A 17503-nucleotide genomic window follows, 5' to 3' on the forward strand; every position below is an offset into this window, starting at 1 on the left:
GTGACCGATGGTGCCGACGTTGACGTGCGGCTTGGTGCGCTCGAACTTACCCTTTGCCATTTCTATCTACCTTTTAGTTTCTAAAGTGGTTGGGAGGACCTGAGCTTACGCTCAGGCCTTCTTCATGACTTCGTCGGCGATGTTGGTCGGCGCCGGCTCGTAGTGATCGAATTCCATCGTGAACGTGGCGCGGCCCTGGGTCTGCGAACGCAGCGAGGTGGCGTAGCCAAACATCTCGCCCAGCGGAATCATCGCATTGATGATTTCGGCCGAACCGTCACCGGTCATGCTCGAACCCTGCAGCATGCCACGACGACGGCTGACGTCGCCCATCACGTCACCCTGGTAATCGCTCGGGGTCACGATCTCGACCTTCATGATCGGCTCCAGCAGGACCGGCTTGGCCTTGCGGAAACCTTCCTTGAACGCCATCGAGGAAGCCAGCTTGAACGCCATTTCCGAGGAGTCGACGTCATGGTACGAGCCGAACACCAGCTTGACCTTGACATCCACGACCGGGAAGCCAGCCAGCGGACCGCTGGTGATGGTTTCGCGCAGGCCCTTTTCTACCGACGGAATGAATTCCTTCGGGATCACGCCGCCGGCGATGTCATTGATGAAGAGGAAATCATCCTTGATCGCAGCGGACAGCTTCGGATCGGCACGATCGGCAGCGGTGATCGGCGACAGCTCGATCACGACGTGACCGTACTGACCCTTACCACCGGACTGCTTGGCGTGCTTGTAGTCCGACTTGACGTCGGCCAGGGTGATCGTTTCGCGGTAAGCCACCTGCGGCTTGCCGACGTTGGCTTCAACGTTGAACTCGCGCTTCATGCGGTCAACGATGATGTCCAGGTGCAGCTCACCCATGCCCGAGATGATCGTCTGGCCGGATTCCTGGTCGGTCTTGACGCGGAACGACGGATCTTCCTGGGCCAGACGGCCGAGGGCGAGACCCATCTTTTCCTGGTCGGACTTGGTCTTCGGTTCGACGGCCATCGAGATGACCGGTTCCGGGAACACCATGCGCTCCAGGATGATCGGATGCTCCTGCGAGCACAGCGTGTCACCGGTCGTGGTGTCCTTCAGACCCACGGCAGCGGCGATGTCACCGGCCAGCACTTCCTTGATCTCTTCGCGATCGTTGGAATGCATCTGCAGGATGCGGCCGATACGCTCCTTCTTGCCCTTCACCGAGTTCAGCAGCTGGTCGCCAGCATTCAGCGTGCCCGAGTAGACACGGAAGAAGGTCAGCGCGCCGACGAACGGATCGGTGATGATCTTGAAGGCCAGCGCCGAGAAGGGCGCCTTGTCATCGGACTTGCGGCTCAGTGCGACGGTTTCGTCGTCCACGTCGGTACCGGTCACGTCCGGCACGTCGATCGGCGACGGCAGCAGCTGCACCACGCCGTCCAGCATGGCCTGCACGCCCTTGTTCTTGAAGGCCGAACCGCAGTACATCGGCACGATGTCGGTGGCCAGGGTGCGCACGCGCAGGGCCTCCACGATCTCGGCCTCGGTCAGCTCTTCGCCGCCCAGGTACTTTTCCATCAGCTCTTCGCTGGCTTCAGCCGCGGCTTCGATCATGAAGACGCGGGCTTCATCAGCCTCTGCCTGCATGTCGGCCGGGATCTCCAGGTACTCGAACTTCATACCCTGGGACGCTTCATCCCAATGGATCGCCTTCATCTTGATGAGGTCGACCACGCCCTTGAAGTTTTCTTCAGCGCCGATCGGCAGCTGCATCGGCACGGCAACCGCGCCCAGCTTCGCCTTCAGCTGGCCAACGACCTTGGTGAAGTTCGCGCCGGTGCGGTCCATCTTGTTGACGAACGCAATGCGCGGCACCTTGTACCGGTTGGCCTGACGCCACACGGTTTCGGACTGCGGCTGCACGCCACCAACGGCACACAGCACGAACACCGCACCATCGAGCACGCGCAGCGAGCGCTCGACTTCGATGGTGAAGTCGACGTGTCCGGGGGTATCGATGATGTTGAAACGATGCTCCGGCAGGGACTTGTCCATGCCCTTCCAGAACGCAGTGGTGGCAGCGGACTGGATCGTGATGCCACGCTCCTGCTCCTGCTCCATCCAGTCCATGGTGGCAGCGCCGTCATGCACTTCACCGATCTTGTGGCTCTTGCCGGTGTAGAACAGGATGCGCTCGGACGTGGTGGTCTTGCCGGCATCGATGTGAGCCATGATGCCGAAGTTACGGTAACGCTCGATGGGAGTGTTGCGGGCCACGGGGAGCCTCTCGATTTCTTGGATTTCGGATGGCCGAACGCCGCCTTTCGGCGGCCTTCGGATTGGCGCGACCCTTCCGGGGTCGCGGGGCAGCACTCAGATGGTGCTGCCCTGCCTGTTTTACAAGGCCGTCAAACTCACCAGCGGTAGTGCGCGAACGCCTTGTTGGCTTCGGCCATACGGTGGGTTTCTTCGCGCTTCTTGATCGCGCCGCCACGGTTTTCCGAGGCATCCAGCAGCTCGGCCGCCAGCTTCTTCGGCATGGTGTTCTCACCACGCTTGCGCGCGGAGTCGATCAGCCAACGCATGGCCAGTGCCATCTTGCGCGACGAACGCACTTCGACCGGCACCTGGTAGGTGGCACCACCGACACGGCGGGACTTGACCTCGACCGACGGAGCGACGTTTTCCAGCGCCTTCTGCACCAGTTCCACCGTATTGGCGGCGGCGTTCTTTTCGCTGATGACGTCCATCGCGCCGTAGACGATCTTCTCGGCTACGGACTTCTTGCCGCTCAACATCACCATGTTGATGAAGCGGGCGATGGTTTCACTTCCGTGCTTGGGATCGGGCAGGACGGAACGCTGCGGAGTATTACCTTTACGCGACATGTGCTCTCTCCTTATGCCTTCGGACGCTTGGCGCCGTACTTCGAACGGGCCTGGCGACGCTTGGCGACACCGGAGGCATCGAGCGAACCGCGAACAGTGTGGTAACGCACACCCGGCAGATCCTTGACGCGACCGCCGCGGATCAGGACCACGGAGTGCTCCTGCAGGTTGTGGCCTTCACCACCGATGTAGCTGATGACCTCTTCCTGGTTGGTCAGGCGGACCTTGGCAACCTTGCGGAGGGCCGAGTTCGGCTTCTTCGGGGTGGTGGTATAGACGCGCGTGCAGACGCCACGGCGCTGCGGGCACTTCTCGAGCGCCGGCGAGGCACTCTTGTAGGTGGTAGCTTGCCGCGGCTTGCGGACCAGCTGGTTGATCGTCGCCATCAGTAGGTTCTTCTGATTGGGGCCAGTAAAAACTGACCAGAGATGCGGAAATGTTAAAGCAGGCCTGAAAACGGGCCTGCTGAGACAGACGATTGTAGCAACCTGTCAGAAACGCAGTCAAACGCGCTCCTGTCAAGCCCTCCCTGATCCAGGGAAGTTACCGGGGGGCCTCCATGTACCCCGTTCAGACTGGCAGGCGACACCCGAAGGCCTCGCCTGCCCTTTTCCGTGTCCACCCCCGAAGGGGCGGACCGTGTTTCTTACTCTTCCCCCGAAGCCTGTTCAGCTTCGACGGCGGCCACCGGAGCCGGCGCCGGAGCAGCCGGTTCTGCGGCTGCAGCGGCCGGCGTACCGGTCAGCGTCAGCAGCTCCGAATCGGTCAGGCCGGTAGCGCCGCGACGGCGGTTGGCGTGATAGGACAGGCCGGTACCGGCCGGAATCAGGCGACCGACGATGACGTTTTCCTTCAGGCCGCGCAGGTTGTCCTTGGTGCCGCGAACGGCGGCTTCGGTCAACACGCGGGTGGTTTCCTGGAAGGACGCCGCCGAGATGAACGATTCGGTTGCCAGCGAAGCCTTGGTGATGCCCAGCAGGACCGGATCGTACTGGGCCGGCAGTTCGGTACGGGCACCGAGGCGTGCATTCTCCTCGATAACGCGCTGACGTTCCACCTGTTCGCCATTCAGGAACTTGCTGTTGCCCTGGTCGGTGATCTCGACCTTGCGCAGCATCTGGCGGGTGATCACCTCGATGTGCTTGTCGTTGATCTTCACGCCCTGCAGGCGGTACACGTCCTGGATTTCCTTGACCAGGTAGGCAGCCAGCGGTTCGACACCCAGCAGACGCAGGATGTCCTGCGGGCTCGGCTCGCCGTCCACGATGGTTTCGCCCTTGGTCACGTGCTCGCCTTCGAACACGATCACCTGGCGGTACTTCGGAATCAGCTCTTCGTGTTCCGTCCCGTCAGTGTCCTTGATGATCAGACGCTGCTTGCCCTTGGTGTCCTTGCCGAAGCTGATGATGCCCGAACGCTCGGCCAGCACTGCCGGATCCTTCGGCTTGCGCGCTTCGAACAGATCGGCCACGCGCGGCAGACCACCGGTGATGTCGCGGGTCTTGGACGCTTCCTGCGGGATCTTGGCGACCACGTCGCCCACGCCGACGGCGGCGCCGTCCTGCAGGTTGACGATGGAGCGCGGCGGCAGCAGGTACTGGGCCGGCATGTCGGTGCCCGGGATCAGCAGGTCGGCGCCCTTGGCGTCGACGATGCGGATCAGCGGACGCAGATCCTTGCCCATCGAACCGCGACGCTTCGGATCGGTGATCTCGCGCGAGGCAAGGCCGGTCAGTTCGTCGGTCTTTTCGATGACGGTGATGCCATCGACAAAGTCGATGAAGCGCAGGAAACCGGCCACTTCCGAAACGATCGGGTGGTTATGCGGATCCCAGTTCGCCACGGTCTGGCCAGCCTTGACCGAGTCGCCATCCTTGGAGGCGATCATCGAGCCGTAGGGCAGCTTGTAACGCTCGCGCTCGCGGCCATGGGCATCGAGCACCGAGATTTCGCCCGAACGGGACACCGCCACCAGCGAACCGTTGGCATGCGACACCGACTTCAGGTTGTTGAACTTCACCGAACCGGTGGTCTTCACCGTGATGTTGTCCACTGCTGCCGCACGCGATGCCGCACCACCGATGTGGAACGTACGCATGGTCAGCTGGGTACCCGGCTCACCGATCGACTGCGCGGCGATGACGCCGACTGCTTCACCGATGTTGACGATGTGGCCACGCGCCAGGTCACGACCGTAGCAACGGCCGCAGACACCGAACGGCGAAGCGCACGAGATCGTCGAGCGCACCTTGATGCTCTGCACGCCGGCATCTTCCAGCTTGGCCACCCAGGCTTCGTCGAGCAGCGTGTTGCGGGTGACGATCGGATCTTCGTCGTTGCCCGGCAGGAACACGTCCTCGGCGACGACACGACCCAGCACGCGGTCCTTCAACGGCTCCACGACATCGCCGCCTTCCACGATCGGCGTCATGGTCAGGCCTTCAGTGGTACCGCAATCCACTTCGGTGATCACCACGTCCTGCGCGACGTCCACCAGACGACGGGTCAGGTAACCCGAGTTGGCGGTCTTCAGCGCGGTATCGGCCAGACCCTTACGGGCACCGTGGGTGGAGTTGAAGTACTCCTGCACGTTCAGGCCTTCACGGAAGTTCGCCTTGATGGGCGTTTCGATGATCGAGCCATCCGGACGCGCCATCAGGCCACGCATACCGGCCAGCTGGCGGATCTGCGCCTGCGAACCACGCGCACCGGAGTCGGCCATGATGTACAGCGAGTTCATCGACTTCTGGTCGATGATGTCACCGTTGGAATCGGTGACCTTCTCGGTACCGATGGTGTCCATCATCGCCTTGGCGATGCGTTCGTTGGTGCGCGACCAGATGTCGACCACCTTGTTGTAGCGCTCACCGGCGGTGACCAGGCCCGACTGGTACTGCTCCTGGATTTCCAGCACTTCGGCTTCGGCCTCGGTGAGGATGCCGCGCTTCTCGTCCGGGATCAGCATGTCGTCGATACCGATCGACACACCCGCACGGGTTGCGTAGGCAAAGCCGGTGTACATCAGCTTGTCGGCGAACACGACCGTGTCCTTCAAGCCCAGCTGACGGTAGCTGGAGTTGATCAGGCGGCTGATGTTCTTCTTGGTCAGCTCGGTGTTGGCCAGCGCGAACGGCAGGCCTTCCGGCAGGATTTCAGCCAGCAGGGCGCGACCGATCGTGGTTTCCACGATCGAGGTCTTGTTCTGCTTGTTGCCTTCCTCGTCGGTCACCACTTCGGTGATGCGGACCTTGACGCGCGCATGCAGTTCCACCACGCGGTTGTCGTAGGCACGCTTGACTTCGGCGATGTTGGCGAAGGCCATGCCCTCGCCCTTCTTGTTCACCAGCGAGCGGGTCATGTAGTACAGACCCAGCACGACGTCCTGCGACGGCACGATGATCGGCTCGCCGTTGGCCGGCGACAGGATGTTGTTGGTGGACATCATCAGCGCACGCGCTTCCAGCTGGGCTTCCAGCGAGAGCGGCACGTGGACGGCCATCTGGTCACCGTCGAAGTCGGCGTTGAACGCGGTGCAGACCAGCGGATGCAGCTGGATGGCCTTGCCTTCGATCAGCACCGGCTCGAACGCCTGGATACCCAGACGATGCAGGGTCGGCGCACGGTTCAGCATCACCGGATGTTCGCGGATGACCTCTTCCAGGATGTCCCAGACTTCGGCTTCTTCGCGCTCGACCAGCTTCTTGGCGGCCTTGATGGTGGTGGCCAGGCCACGACGCTGCAGCTTGGCGAAGACGAACGGCTTGAACAGCTCGAGCGCCATCTTCTTCGGCAGGCCGCACTGGTGCAGGCGCAGGTACGGGCCGACCACGATGACCGAACGGCCCGAGTAGTCGACGCGCTTGCCCAGCAGGTTCTGGCGGAAGCGACCCTGCTTGCCCTTGATCATGTCGGCCAGCGACTTCAGCGGGCGCTTGTTGGTGCCGGTGATGGCACGGCCACGACGGCCGTTGTCCAGCAGCGCATCGACCGATTCCTGCAGCATGCGCTTTTCATTGCGCACGATGATGTCCGGCGCGCTCAGTTCCAGCAGGCGACGCAGGCGGTTGTTGCGGTTGATGACGCGGCGGTACAGGTCGTTCAGGTCGGAGGTCGCGAAGCGGCCACCGTCCAGCGGCACCAGCGGACGCAGATCCGGCGGCAGCACCGGCAGCACGGTCATCACCATCCACTCCGGACGGTTGCCCGATTCCAGGAAGGCTTCGATCAGCTTGATGCGCTTGGTGAGGCGCTTGAGCTTGGTTTCCGAACCGGTGCTGGCGATCTCTTCGCGCAGGCGGGTCATTTCCGACTGCAGGTCGATCGTGCGCAGCAGCTCGTAGACGGCCTCGGCGCCCATGGCGGCGTCGAAGTCATCACCGTGCTCCTGACGCGCGGTCAGGTACTGCTCTTCGGTCAGCAGCTGGCGGCGCTCCAGGGCGGTCAGGCCCGGCTCGGTCACCACGTACGCTTCGAAGTAGAGCACGCGCTCGATGTCACGCAGGGTCATGTCCAGCATCAGGCCGATGCGCGACGGCAGCGACTTGAGGAACCAGATGTGCGCGACCGGCGACGCCAGGTCGATGTGGCCCATGCGCTCGCGGCGCACCTTGGCCAGGGTCACTTCGGTGCCGCACTTTTCGCAGACCACGCCACGGTGCTTCATGCGCTTGTACTTGCCGCACAGGCACTCGTAGTCCTTGACCGGTCCGAAGATGGCGGCGCAGAACAGGCCGTCACGCTCCGGCTTGAAGGTGCGGTAGTTGATCGTTTCCGGCTTCTTCACTTCGCCGAACGACCACGAACGGATCAGGTCGGGCGAAGCCAGCGCGATCTTGATCGCGTCGAAGTCCAGCGTCTGGCGCTGCTGGTTGAAGAGGTTGAGCAGGTCTTTCATGGTGTTCTCCAGAAGGAGGAATGCTGTGTCGATGGGCTGTCAGGAGCGAAGCGGCGGCGCTGCTGCCGGGGCAGCAGCGCCTGCGCGATCAGCTGTCTTCCAGTTCCATGTTGATGGCCAGCGAACGGATTTCCTTCACCAGCACGTTGAAGGATTCCGGCATGCCGGCCACCATCTCGTGCTCGCCATCGACGATGTTCTTGTACATCTGGTTGCGGCCCTGCACGTCATCGGACTTCACCGTCAGCATTTCCTGCAGGGTGTAGGCCGCGCCGTAGGCTTCCAGCGCCCAGACTTCCATTTCACCGAAGCGCTGCCCGCCGAACTGCGCCTTGCCGCCCAGCGGCTGCTGGGTGACGAGCGAGTACGGACCGGTCGAACGGGCATGCATCTTGTCGTCGACCAGGTGGTTCAGCTTCAGGTAGTGCATGTAGCCGACGGTGGTCTGGCGATCGAACGCCTCGCCGGTGCGGCCGTCATACAGCTGGGTCTGGCCGCTGGTCGGCAGGTCTGCCAGTTCCAGCATGCGCTTGATCTCCGCCTCGGTGGCACCGTCGAAGACCGGCGTTGCCATCGGCACGCCGTCGGTCAGGTTGCCGGCCAGGCGCAGCAGTTCCGCATCGCTGAACTGGGTCAGGTCGACGTGGGTGGCCACGTTGGTGCTGTCGTGGTTGTACACCTCGTCCAGGAAGATCCGCAGCTGCGACACCGCGGCCTGGGCTTCCAGCATGCCCTGGATCTTGCGACCCAGGCCCTTGGCGGCCCAGCCCAGATGCACTTCCAGGATCTGCCCGATGTTCATGCGCGACGGCACGCCCAGCGGGTTCAGCACGATGTCCACGGTTTCGCCCGACGACATGTACGGCATGTCCTCGACCGGCACCACGTTGGAGACCACACCCTTGTTGCCGTGGCGGCCTGCCATCTTGTCGCCCGGCTGGATGCGGCGCTTCACGGCCATGAAGACCTTGACCATCTTCAGCACGCCCGGGGCGAGGTCATCGCCCGCGGTGATCTTGCCGCGCTTGTCGGCGAAGCGACGCTCGAATTCCTTCTCGTGCGCCTGGATCTGCTTCTGCGCGCGCTCGATGGATTCCGAAGCGTCTTCGTCCTTCATCCGCAGCACGAACCAGTCGGCCTTCTTCAGGCCGTCCAGGTAGGCGTCGGTGATGACGTCACCCTTCTTCAGGTTGGCGCCGCCGTTGACCACCTTGCCGACGATCTGCGAACGCAGACGGGCGTAGATGGCACCTTCCAGGATGCGGTACTGGTCGTCGAAGTCCTTCTTGACGCGCTTGATCTCGGATTCTTCGATCTGGCGCGCACGCTTGTCCTTCTCGATGCCGTCGCGGGTGAAGACCTGCACGTCGATGACGGTGCCGTCCATGCCCGGCGGAACGCGCAGCGAGCTGTCCTTCACGTCCGACGCCTTCTCGCCGAAGATCGCGCGGAGCAGCTTCTCTTCCGGGGTCAGCTGGCTTTCGCCCTTCGGCGTCACCTTGCCGACCAGGATGTCACCGGCGCGTACTTCCGCACCGATGTACACCACGCCGGATTCGTCCAGGCGGTTCAGCGCCTGCTCGGACACGTTCGGGATGTCGGCGGAGATTTCCTCCGGCCCCAGCTTCGTGTCACGGGCAACGCAGGTCAGCTCTTCGATGTGGATCGTGGTGTAACGATCTTCTTCCACCACGCGCTCGGAGAGCAGGATGGAGTCTTCGAAGTTGTAGCCGTTCCACGGCATGAACGCGATCAGCATGTTCTGGCCCAGGGCCAGCTCGCCGATGTCGGTGGACGGACCGTCAGCCAGCACGTCGCCACGCGCCACCACGTCACCCACGTTCACCAGCGGACGCTGGTTGATGCAGGTGTTCTGGTTGGAGCGGGTGTACTTGACCAGGTTGTAGATGTCCACGCCGGCGTCGGTTGCACCGATGATTTCTTCTTCGACGATCTTGACCACGATGCGCGCGGCGTCGACCTGCACCACTTCACCACCACGACGGGCGTTGACGGTGACGCCGGAGTCGCGAGCCACGGCGCGTTCGATACCGGTACCCACCAGCGGCTTCTGCGCACGCAGGGTCGGCACGGCCTGGCGCTGCATGTTGGCGCCCATCAGTGCACGGTTTGCGTCATCGTGCTCCAGGAACGGAACCAGCGCGGCAGCGACCGACACGGTCTGCATCGGCGAGACGTCCATGAAGTGGACTTCCGCCGGCGGCTTCAGCAGCGATTCGCCCTGGAAGCGGCACGGTACGAACTGCTCGGTCAGCACGCTGTCGGCATTGGTCAGCGCGTTGGCCTGGGCAATGACGTACTCGTTTTCTTCGATGGCCGACAGGAACTCGACTTCGTCGAAGACCTTGCCGTCCACGACCTTGCGGTACGGGGTTTCAAGGAAACCGTACTCATTGGTGCGGGCATACACGGCCAGCGAGTTGATCAGGCCGATGTTCGGGCCTTCCGGCGTTTCGATGGTGCAGACGCGGCCGTAATGGGTCGGATGCACGTCGCGCACTTCGAAGCCGGCGCGTTCGCGGGTCAGGCCGCCCGGGCCCAGGGCCGAGACGCGACGCTTGTGCGTGACTTCCGACAGCGGGTTGTTCTGATCCATGAACTGCGACAGCTGCGAGGAGCCGAAGAATTCCTTGATCGCGGCAGCGACCGGCTTGGCGTTGATCAGCTCCTGCGGGGTCAGGCCTTCGGACTCGGCCATCGACAGGCGCTCCTTGACCGCGCGCTCGACGCGGACCAGGCCCACGCGGAACACGTTCTCGGCCATTTCGCCGACCGAACGCACGCGACGGTTGCCCAGGTGGTCGATGTCATCGACGACGCCACGGCCGTTGCGGATCTCGGTCAGGACCTTGATCACGTCCAGGATGTCGGACGACTCGCCATGCGCGGCAACCAGGCGCTTGGACTCTTCGTCATTACGCTCGCCGTAGTACTTGCGGTCGTAGAGCACGGCTTCGCCGGTGGTTTCCTTGCGGCCCACGCGACGGTTGAACTTCATCCGGCCGACCGTGGACAGGTCGTAGCGCTCGAAGGTGAAGAACAGGTTGTGGAACAGGTTCTGTGCGGCGTCCTTGGTCGGCGGCTCGCCCGGACGCATCATGCGGTAGATCTCGACCAGGGCTTCCAGCTGGGTCTTGGTCGGATCGATGCGCAGCGTGTTGGACAGGTACGGACCACGATCCAGATCGTTCACCCACAGGGTGCCCACGGCGTCCACGCCGGCCTTGCGGAAGGCCTGCAGCTGGTCGTCGCTGATCTCGTCGTTGGCCTGCGCCAGCAGTTCGCCGGTGGACGAATCGACCACATCGTGCGACAGGATGCGGCCGACGATGTAATCGTCCGGCACGGCCAGGGCGGCGATGCCCGAGGCTTCCAGCTGCTTGACGTGGCGCGCGGTGATGCGCTTGCCGGCTTCCACGATGACCTTGTCACCGTCGGCCAGGTCGAAGCCCAGGGTTTCACCACGCAGACGCTCGGGCACCAGCTCCAGCTGGACACCTTCGTCGGGATTGATGTGGAACGTGTTGATCTCGAAGAACTCGGCCAGCATTTCTTCGTTGCTGTAGCCCAGTGCGCGCAGCAGAATCGACACCGGCAGCTTGCGGCGGCGGTCGATACGGGTGGACAGCGCGTCCTTCGGGTCGAACTCGAAGTCCAGCCAGGAACCGCGGTACGGGATGATGCGGGCGCTGTACAGCAGCTTGCCCGAGCTGTGGGTCTTGCCACGATCGTGGTCGAAGAACACGCCCGGCGAGCGGTGCAGCTGCGAGACGATGACGCGCTCGGTGCCGTTGACGATGAAGGTACCGTTGTCGGTCATCAGCGGGATTTCACCCAGATAGACCTCCTGCTCCTTCACGTACTTGATGGCCTTGGTCGACGACTCACGGTCGTAGATCACCAGGCGCACGGTCACGCGCAGCGGGGCGCCGTAGCTCATGCCACGCTGGCGGCACTCGCGCTCGTCGAACACCGGATCGCCCAGCTTGTAGCCGACGTATTCCAGCGCCGCGTTGCCGCTGTAGCTGGAGATCGGGAAGACGGACTTCAGGGCGGCGTGCAGGCCGTGGTCCGTGCGCTTGGCCGGATCCACGTTTTCCTGCAGGAACTCGCGGTACGAGTCCACCTGGATGGCGAGCAGGAACGGCACTTCGAGAATCGCGCGCGACTTGGCGAAATCCTTGCGGATGCGCTTCTTCTCGGTGAACGAATAGGACGTCATGATGTCTTCCACCTTGTTGTGAGGGGCGTGCGTCCACGACCCAAAAGGAAACTTGAAATTGTCAGTTGGAAGTCGCTGGTATTGCCGGCACCAGCACGCCTTCTCTTGCTACTTCCAACTGCCAACTTGACTGCATCTGTTGACCGCCGCCGCGCTGCGCGCTGGCTGGACGGGCCTTTTGACCGCAGCCCGTGTTGGGCTTTTTTTCGCTTGTCTTGCAGCCGACTGAAGTCGGCTCTACCGCTTGTACTGCAGCCGACTGAAGTCGGCTCTACCGCTTGTCCTGCAGCCGACTGAAGTCGGCTCTACCGCGCGTGGTGAAACGACCAAAGGCCGGGGGCTTACGCCCCCAGCCTTGGCTGCATCGCCCGAAATCGATGGCGACGCAAGGGATCTGCTTACTTGACTTCGACAGTCGCGCCAGCAGCTTCCAGGTCCTTCTTGATCTTCTCGGCTTCGTCCTTCGACGCGCCATCCTTCACGACGCCGCCGGCTTCGGTCAGGTCCTTCGCTTCCTTCAGGCCCAGGCCGGTGATGGCGCGGACGGCCTTGATCACTTCGACCTTCTTGTCGCCCGGCGACTTCAGGGTCACGGTGAACTCGGTCTGCTCTTCAACAGCAGCAGCCGGGCCAGCAGCGGCAGCTGCAGCAACCGGAGCAGCGGCGGAGACGCCGAACTTCTCTTCGATGGCCTTGACCAGCTCCATCACTTCCATCAGGGACTTCGAGGCGATTGCGTCGACGATCTGTTCGTTGGTAAGGGACATGATTGATACCTTTCAATAATATTCTGGATGTAGGTTCCGTCAGGAACCACGGTAGGTCGAAACTCAGGCGGTCTCGGCGACCGGCTCGTCAGCAGCAGCGGTTTCACCGCCACCCAGCTGATCGGCCAGGGCCTTGTTGGCGCGCGCGAACATCGTGACCGGCTCGGTCAGGACGCGTGCCAGCATTGCCAGCGCCTGGTCGAGGGTCGGCAACGAGGCCAGCACATCAACGTGGCTTGCCGGGAACACTTCGCCGCCGATGGCGACAACCTTGGGCTGCAGCTTATCGTTGCCCTTGGCGAATTCCTTGATCAGGCGACCGGCTGCGCCGGGCTCCTCGAGCGAAAACGCGTACAGCAGCGGACCGACCAGCTTGTCCTGTGCACATGCGAATTCGGTGCCTTCAACGGCGCGCGAAGCCAGGGTGTTCTTGACAACTTTCAAGAAAACGCCGGTTTCACGAGCCTGCTTGCGCATCGCGGTCATCTGGGAGACCGTGGTGCCAGCATATTCGGCTGCGATCAAGGAGTGGGCCTTGGCGGCGATGTCTGCCAGCTCCGCGACTACTTCTTGCTTCTGGGACAGATTGAGAGCCATTGCACTCCTCCGATTGAACTCCGCTTACGGCTCCTGCCGTGTGCGGTCCTGGGCGGCGTCCGTCCTGGACACCGGGAACATCAGGCTGATGTTCCGGGGGGTGGGCCGTTCCAGACCTGGATCCAACCTGGGTTACCCCAGACTTGCATGACCAGAAAAAACTCCAGAAGGGCACCATCTACGCAGGGTGATCCACGAAGGATCGATTAAGCGTTCGTGACTGCTCCGGCGGCGACTCCTTGCCAAATCGAGCTTCCGTGCCCGTCGCCGGCATACCACGACCGCACCTGCGGTCTTTGACGGCTGCCACCGGCGATGGATGCCGGCGGACGCCTTCAAAAGAGACGGACAAGGAACCCGAAGGCGCCCTGCCCGCTTGAATCACTTACTTCAGGGTCAGCGTCGACTGGTCGACGGTGACGCCCGGGCCCATCGTCGAGCTGACCGACACCTTCTGCAGGTACAGGCCCTTCGAGGTGGCCGGCTTGGCCTTGATCAGGTCGAGCAGCAGCGCCTGCAGGTTCGACTTCAGCGCTTCGTCTTCGAAGCTGGCCTTGCCGATGGTGCAGTGGATGATGCCGGCCTTGTCAGTGCGATAACGCACCTGACCCGACTTTGCGTTCTTGACGGCTTCGCCCGGGTTGGCCGAGACGGTGCCGACCTTCGGGTTCGGCATCAGGCCGCGCGGGCCGAGCACGGTGCCCAGCTTACCCACGACGCGCATGGCGTCCGGGGTCGCGATCACGACGTCATAGTTCAGATCACCGGCCTGCATTTTCTCGGCCAGATCGTCCATACCGACCGCTTCCGCACCTGCGGCCAGGGCTTCGTCAGCCTTGGCACCGGCCGGAGCGAACACTGCGACGCGGACCGACTTGCCGGTACCGGCCGGCAGCACGGTGGAACCGCGCACCTGCTGGTCGGACTTCTTGGCATCCACGCCCAGGCGCACGGCCACGTCGATCGACTCGACGAACTTGGCGGTGGCGGTGGTCTTCAGGATCTTGATTGCTTCTTCGAAGCCGTACGACTTGCCGGCGACGACTGCGGCCTTGGAGGCCTTCTCACGCTTGGTCTGTGCCATCTTATTAACCCTCCACCACGATGCCGATCGAACGCGCAGAACCGGCGATCGTACGCACGGCGGCGTCCAGATCGGCGGCAGTCAGATCCGGTTCCTTCGCCTTGGCGATCTCTTCCAGCTGCTTGCGGGTGACCTTGCCGACCTTCTCGGTGTTCGGGCGCTTGGAGCCCGACGAGATGCCAGCAGCCTTCTTCAGCAGGGTGGTCGCCGGGGTGCTCTTGGTGATGAAGGTGAACGTACGGTCCGAATAGGCCGTGATGATCACCGGAACCGGCAGACCCGGCTCGAGCTTCTGCGTGGCGGCATTGAAGGCCTTGCAGAATTCCATGATGTTCAGACCACGCTGACCCAGCGCAGGACCGACCGGCGGCGAGGGATTGGCCTGACCGGCCTTTACCTGCAGCTTGATGTAACCGACAACTTTCTTTGCCATGACTATGCTCTCCGGGTGCTAGCGCCTTACGACTACAGGCTCCCCATCGGACCGGGAATCTCGCGTCCCGGCATCGCGTTTTTGAATACATGCCGAAGGCCACCTTGCGGTGGCCTTCACTTTTGCCAGGTTCCTGGCAGGAAGCCGGGCACTATACCAGTGCTTTGACGTAACGTCCACACCGGGAATCCTGAACGCCGGGCTCCGCCCGGCGCCGGGGATCAGCCGTTGGCTTTTTCGACCTGGCCGAACTCGAGCTCCACCGGGGTGGCGCGACCGAAAATCAACACCGAGACGCGCAGACGGCTCTTCTCGTAGTTGACTTCTTCCACCACACCGTTGAAGTCGTTGAACGGACCGTCGGTGACACGGACCATCTGGCCCGGCTCGAACAGCACCTTCGGACGCGGCTTCTCGATACCGTCCTGAACGCGGTTCAGGATGGCTTCGGCTTCGGAATCGGCGATCGGCAGCGGGCGATCCGCGGTGCCGCCGATGAAGCCCAGCACGCGGGAGGTATCCTTCACCAGATGCCAGCTTTCGCTGTCGATGCGCGGGATGCCGCCTTCTTCGTGGGTCTCGATCTGCACCAGCACGTAGCCGGGGAAGAACTTGCGCTCGGAACGACGCTTCTGGCCTGCGCGCATTTCGACCACTTCTTCGGTCGGAACCAGCACATCACCAAACAGCTCTTCCTTGGCGTCACGGACGATGCGATCGCGCAGAGCCTGCGCAACCGACTTCTCGAAGCCTGAATAGGCGTGAACAACGTACCAGCGCTTCATGGGTTACTCCTTACCGGCCCAGGAACCACTGGGTCAGTTTCTGAATGACGAAGTCGAATCCACCCAGCAGCAGGCTGAGGATGATCACAACCACGATAACGACCCAGGTCATCCGGATGGCTTCCTGGCGCGTCGGCCAGACCACCTTGCGCAGCTCGAAGCGTGACTCGGACAGGAAGTCGCGGGTATCGCGACCCTTTCCGGTCAGCATGAAAACGGCAATACCGCCCGCCAGGCCGACAATCACGGCAAGCGCGCGGATCTGGCCAGCCCACGCACCCAGCTGGGCGGCGCGACCGGAGTCTGCAGAGAACCAGAACCAGACGAACAGTCCTGCCAGCACCAGCAACGATGCGGCGACGTACTTGACGAGGTCTCCACCAGAGGTGGACGTATCCTTGGAGTGTTCGATCTTGCTGTTCATCCGGCTCGGGCTGCTTTAGCGGCGGACCGCTGGTTAGGAAGGCAGATGGCACGCCAGGAGGGACTCGAACCCCCAACCTGCGGTTTTGGAGACCGCTGCTCTGCCAATTGAGCTACTGGCGTACGTAGGTAAACTTTGCCTTGCCTTAGACGGCGAAGGCGGACCGAGGTTCCCGGCCCGCCAATCGCGCGACCGGCAGTCTTGCACAAACTGCCGGAACTGCGGGATTACTTGACGATCTTCGACACCACGCCGGCGCCGACGGTACGGCCGCCTTCGCGGATCGCGAAACGCAGGCCTTCGTCCATTGCCACCGGGTTGATCAGGGTGACAACCATCTTCACGTTGTCGCCCGGCATCACCATCTCGACACCTTCCGGCAGCTTGGCAGCACCGGTGATGTCCGTGGTACGGAAGTAGAACTGCGGACGGTAGCCGTTGAAGAACGGGGTGTGACGGCCGCCCTCATCCTTCGACAGCACGTACACTTCGCCTTCGAACTCGGTGTGCGGCTTGATCGAACCCGGCTTGCAGAGGACCTGGCCACGCTCGACGTCGTCACGCTTGGTGCCGCGCAGCAGCAGACCGGCGTTGTCGCCTGCCTGACCCTGGTCGAGCAGCTTGCGGAACATTTCCACGCCGGTCACGGTGGTCTTGACGGTGTCGCGGATACCGACGATTTCGATTTCTTCGCCGACCTTGATCACGCCGCGCTCGATACGACCGGTCACCACGGTGCCGCGGCCCGAGATCGAGAACACGTCTTCCACCGGCATCAGGAACGGCTTGTCGACAGCGCGCTCCGGCATCGGGATCCAGGTGTCCAGCGCCTCGACCAGCTTGATGACAGCCGGCACACCGATGTCGCTCTGGTCGCCTTCCAGCGCCAGACGCGCCGAACCGGCGATGATCGGGGTGTCGTCGCCCGGGAAGTCGTACTTGCTCAGCAGCTCGCGCACTTCCATTTCCACCAGCTCAAGCAGCTCGGCGTCATCGACCATGTCTGCCTTGTTCAGGAAGACGACGATGTACGGCACGCCGACCTGACGCGACAGCAGGATGTGCTCGCGGGTCTGCGGCATCGGGCCGTCAGCGGCGGAACAGACCAGGATCGCGCCGTCCATCTGCGCTGCACCGGTGATCATGTTCTTGACGTAGTCAGCATGTCCCGGGCAATCGACGTGGGCGTAGTGACGCTCGGTGGATTCGTATTCGACGTGTGCGGTCGAGATCGTGATGCCACGTGCCTTCTCTTCCGGCGCGGCGTCGATCGAGGAGTAATCCTTGAACTCGCCACCGAAGCGCTCGGCACCGATCTTGGTCAGTGCAGCGGTCAGCGTGGTCTTGCCGTGATCGACGTGACCGATGGTGCCGACGTTGACGTGCGGCTTGGTGCGCTCGAACTTACCCTT

12 protein-coding genes and 1 tRNA gene are annotated in these 17503 nt (G+C 62.8%); all 13 read right to left on the bottom strand.

Features of this window, described 5'->3' with window-relative positions; all coding sequences use genetic code 11:
• Positions 1-111 precede the first annotated feature (111 nt).
• Positions 112-2253 carry an elongation factor G gene (fusA, locus tag IFT65_RS18325; protein ID WP_188324956.1) on the bottom strand — a complete coding sequence of 714 codons (2142 nt, stop codon included), beginning with the start codon at positions 2251-2253 and terminating at the stop codon, positions 112-114.
• A gap of 137 nt (positions 2254-2390) precedes the next feature.
• Positions 2391-2864 carry a 30S ribosomal protein S7 gene (gene rpsG / locus IFT65_RS18330; RefSeq protein ID WP_188324957.1) on the bottom strand — a complete coding sequence of 158 codons (474 nt, stop codon included), beginning with the start codon at positions 2862-2864 and terminating at the stop codon, positions 2391-2393.
• 11 nt (positions 2865-2875) lie between these two features.
• Positions 2876-3250 carry a 30S ribosomal protein S12 gene (gene rpsL, locus IFT65_RS18335; protein ID WP_042615316.1) on the bottom strand — a complete coding sequence of 125 codons (375 nt, stop codon included), beginning with the start codon at positions 3248-3250 and terminating at the stop codon, positions 2876-2878.
• Between the two features lie 260 nt (positions 3251-3510).
• Positions 3511-7758 carry a DNA-directed RNA polymerase subunit beta' gene (rpoC, locus tag IFT65_RS18340; protein WP_192082842.1) on the bottom strand — a complete coding sequence of 1416 codons (4248 nt, stop codon included), beginning with the start codon at positions 7756-7758 and terminating at the stop codon, positions 3511-3513.
• A gap of 88 nt (positions 7759-7846) precedes the next feature.
• The gene (rpoB, locus tag IFT65_RS18345) at positions 7847-12001 is read right to left on the bottom strand and encodes a DNA-directed RNA polymerase subunit beta (protein ID WP_192082843.1); all 4155 of its coding nucleotides are present in this window, start codon (positions 11999-12001) and stop codon (positions 7847-7849) included.
• A 398-nt stretch (positions 12002-12399) separates the two neighbouring features.
• Complete coding sequence (gene rplL / locus IFT65_RS18350) at positions 12400-12768, bottom strand: 50S ribosomal protein L7/L12 (RefSeq protein WP_188324960.1); 369 nt, start codon at positions 12766-12768, stop codon at positions 12400-12402.
• A 63-nt stretch (positions 12769-12831) separates the two neighbouring features.
• The gene (rplJ, locus tag IFT65_RS18355) at positions 12832-13365 is read right to left on the bottom strand and encodes a 50S ribosomal protein L10 (RefSeq protein ID WP_192082844.1); all 534 of its coding nucleotides are present in this window, start codon (positions 13363-13365) and stop codon (positions 12832-12834) included.
• A gap of 385 nt (positions 13366-13750) precedes the next feature.
• A complete protein-coding gene (rplA, locus tag IFT65_RS18360; protein ID WP_188324962.1) occupies positions 13751-14449 on the bottom strand; it encodes a 50S ribosomal protein L1 in 699 nt (232 codons plus the stop codon).
• A 4-nt stretch (positions 14450-14453) separates the two neighbouring features.
• Positions 14454-14882 (bottom strand): 50S ribosomal protein L11, encoded by a 429-nt coding sequence (gene rplK, locus IFT65_RS18365; RefSeq protein ID WP_042615322.1) that lies wholly within the window; start codon positions 14880-14882, stop codon positions 14454-14456.
• A gap of 221 nt (positions 14883-15103) precedes the next feature.
• Positions 15104-15667 (bottom strand): transcription termination/antitermination protein NusG, encoded by a 564-nt coding sequence (nusG, locus tag IFT65_RS18370; protein ID WP_188324963.1) that lies wholly within the window; start codon positions 15665-15667, stop codon positions 15104-15106.
• A gap of 10 nt (positions 15668-15677) precedes the next feature.
• Positions 15678-16091: a preprotein translocase subunit SecE gene (gene secE, locus IFT65_RS18375; RefSeq protein ID WP_188324964.1), complete on the bottom strand. Its 414-nt coding sequence runs from the start codon at positions 16089-16091 to the stop codon at positions 15678-15680.
• A 46-nt stretch (positions 16092-16137) separates the two neighbouring features.
• A tRNA-Trp gene (locus IFT65_RS18380) sits at positions 16138-16213 on the bottom strand.
• Positions 16214-16318: 105 nt separating this feature from the next.
• Positions 16319-17503: elongation factor Tu (gene tuf, locus IFT65_RS18385; protein WP_197974197.1), on the bottom strand; the 1185-nt coding region annotated here is incomplete at its 5' end.

Source organism: Stenotrophomonas sp. CFBP 13725 (assembly GCF_014841935.1).
In the GTDB taxonomy this organism is placed as follows: domain Bacteria; phylum Pseudomonadota; class Gammaproteobacteria; order Xanthomonadales; family Xanthomonadaceae; genus Stenotrophomonas.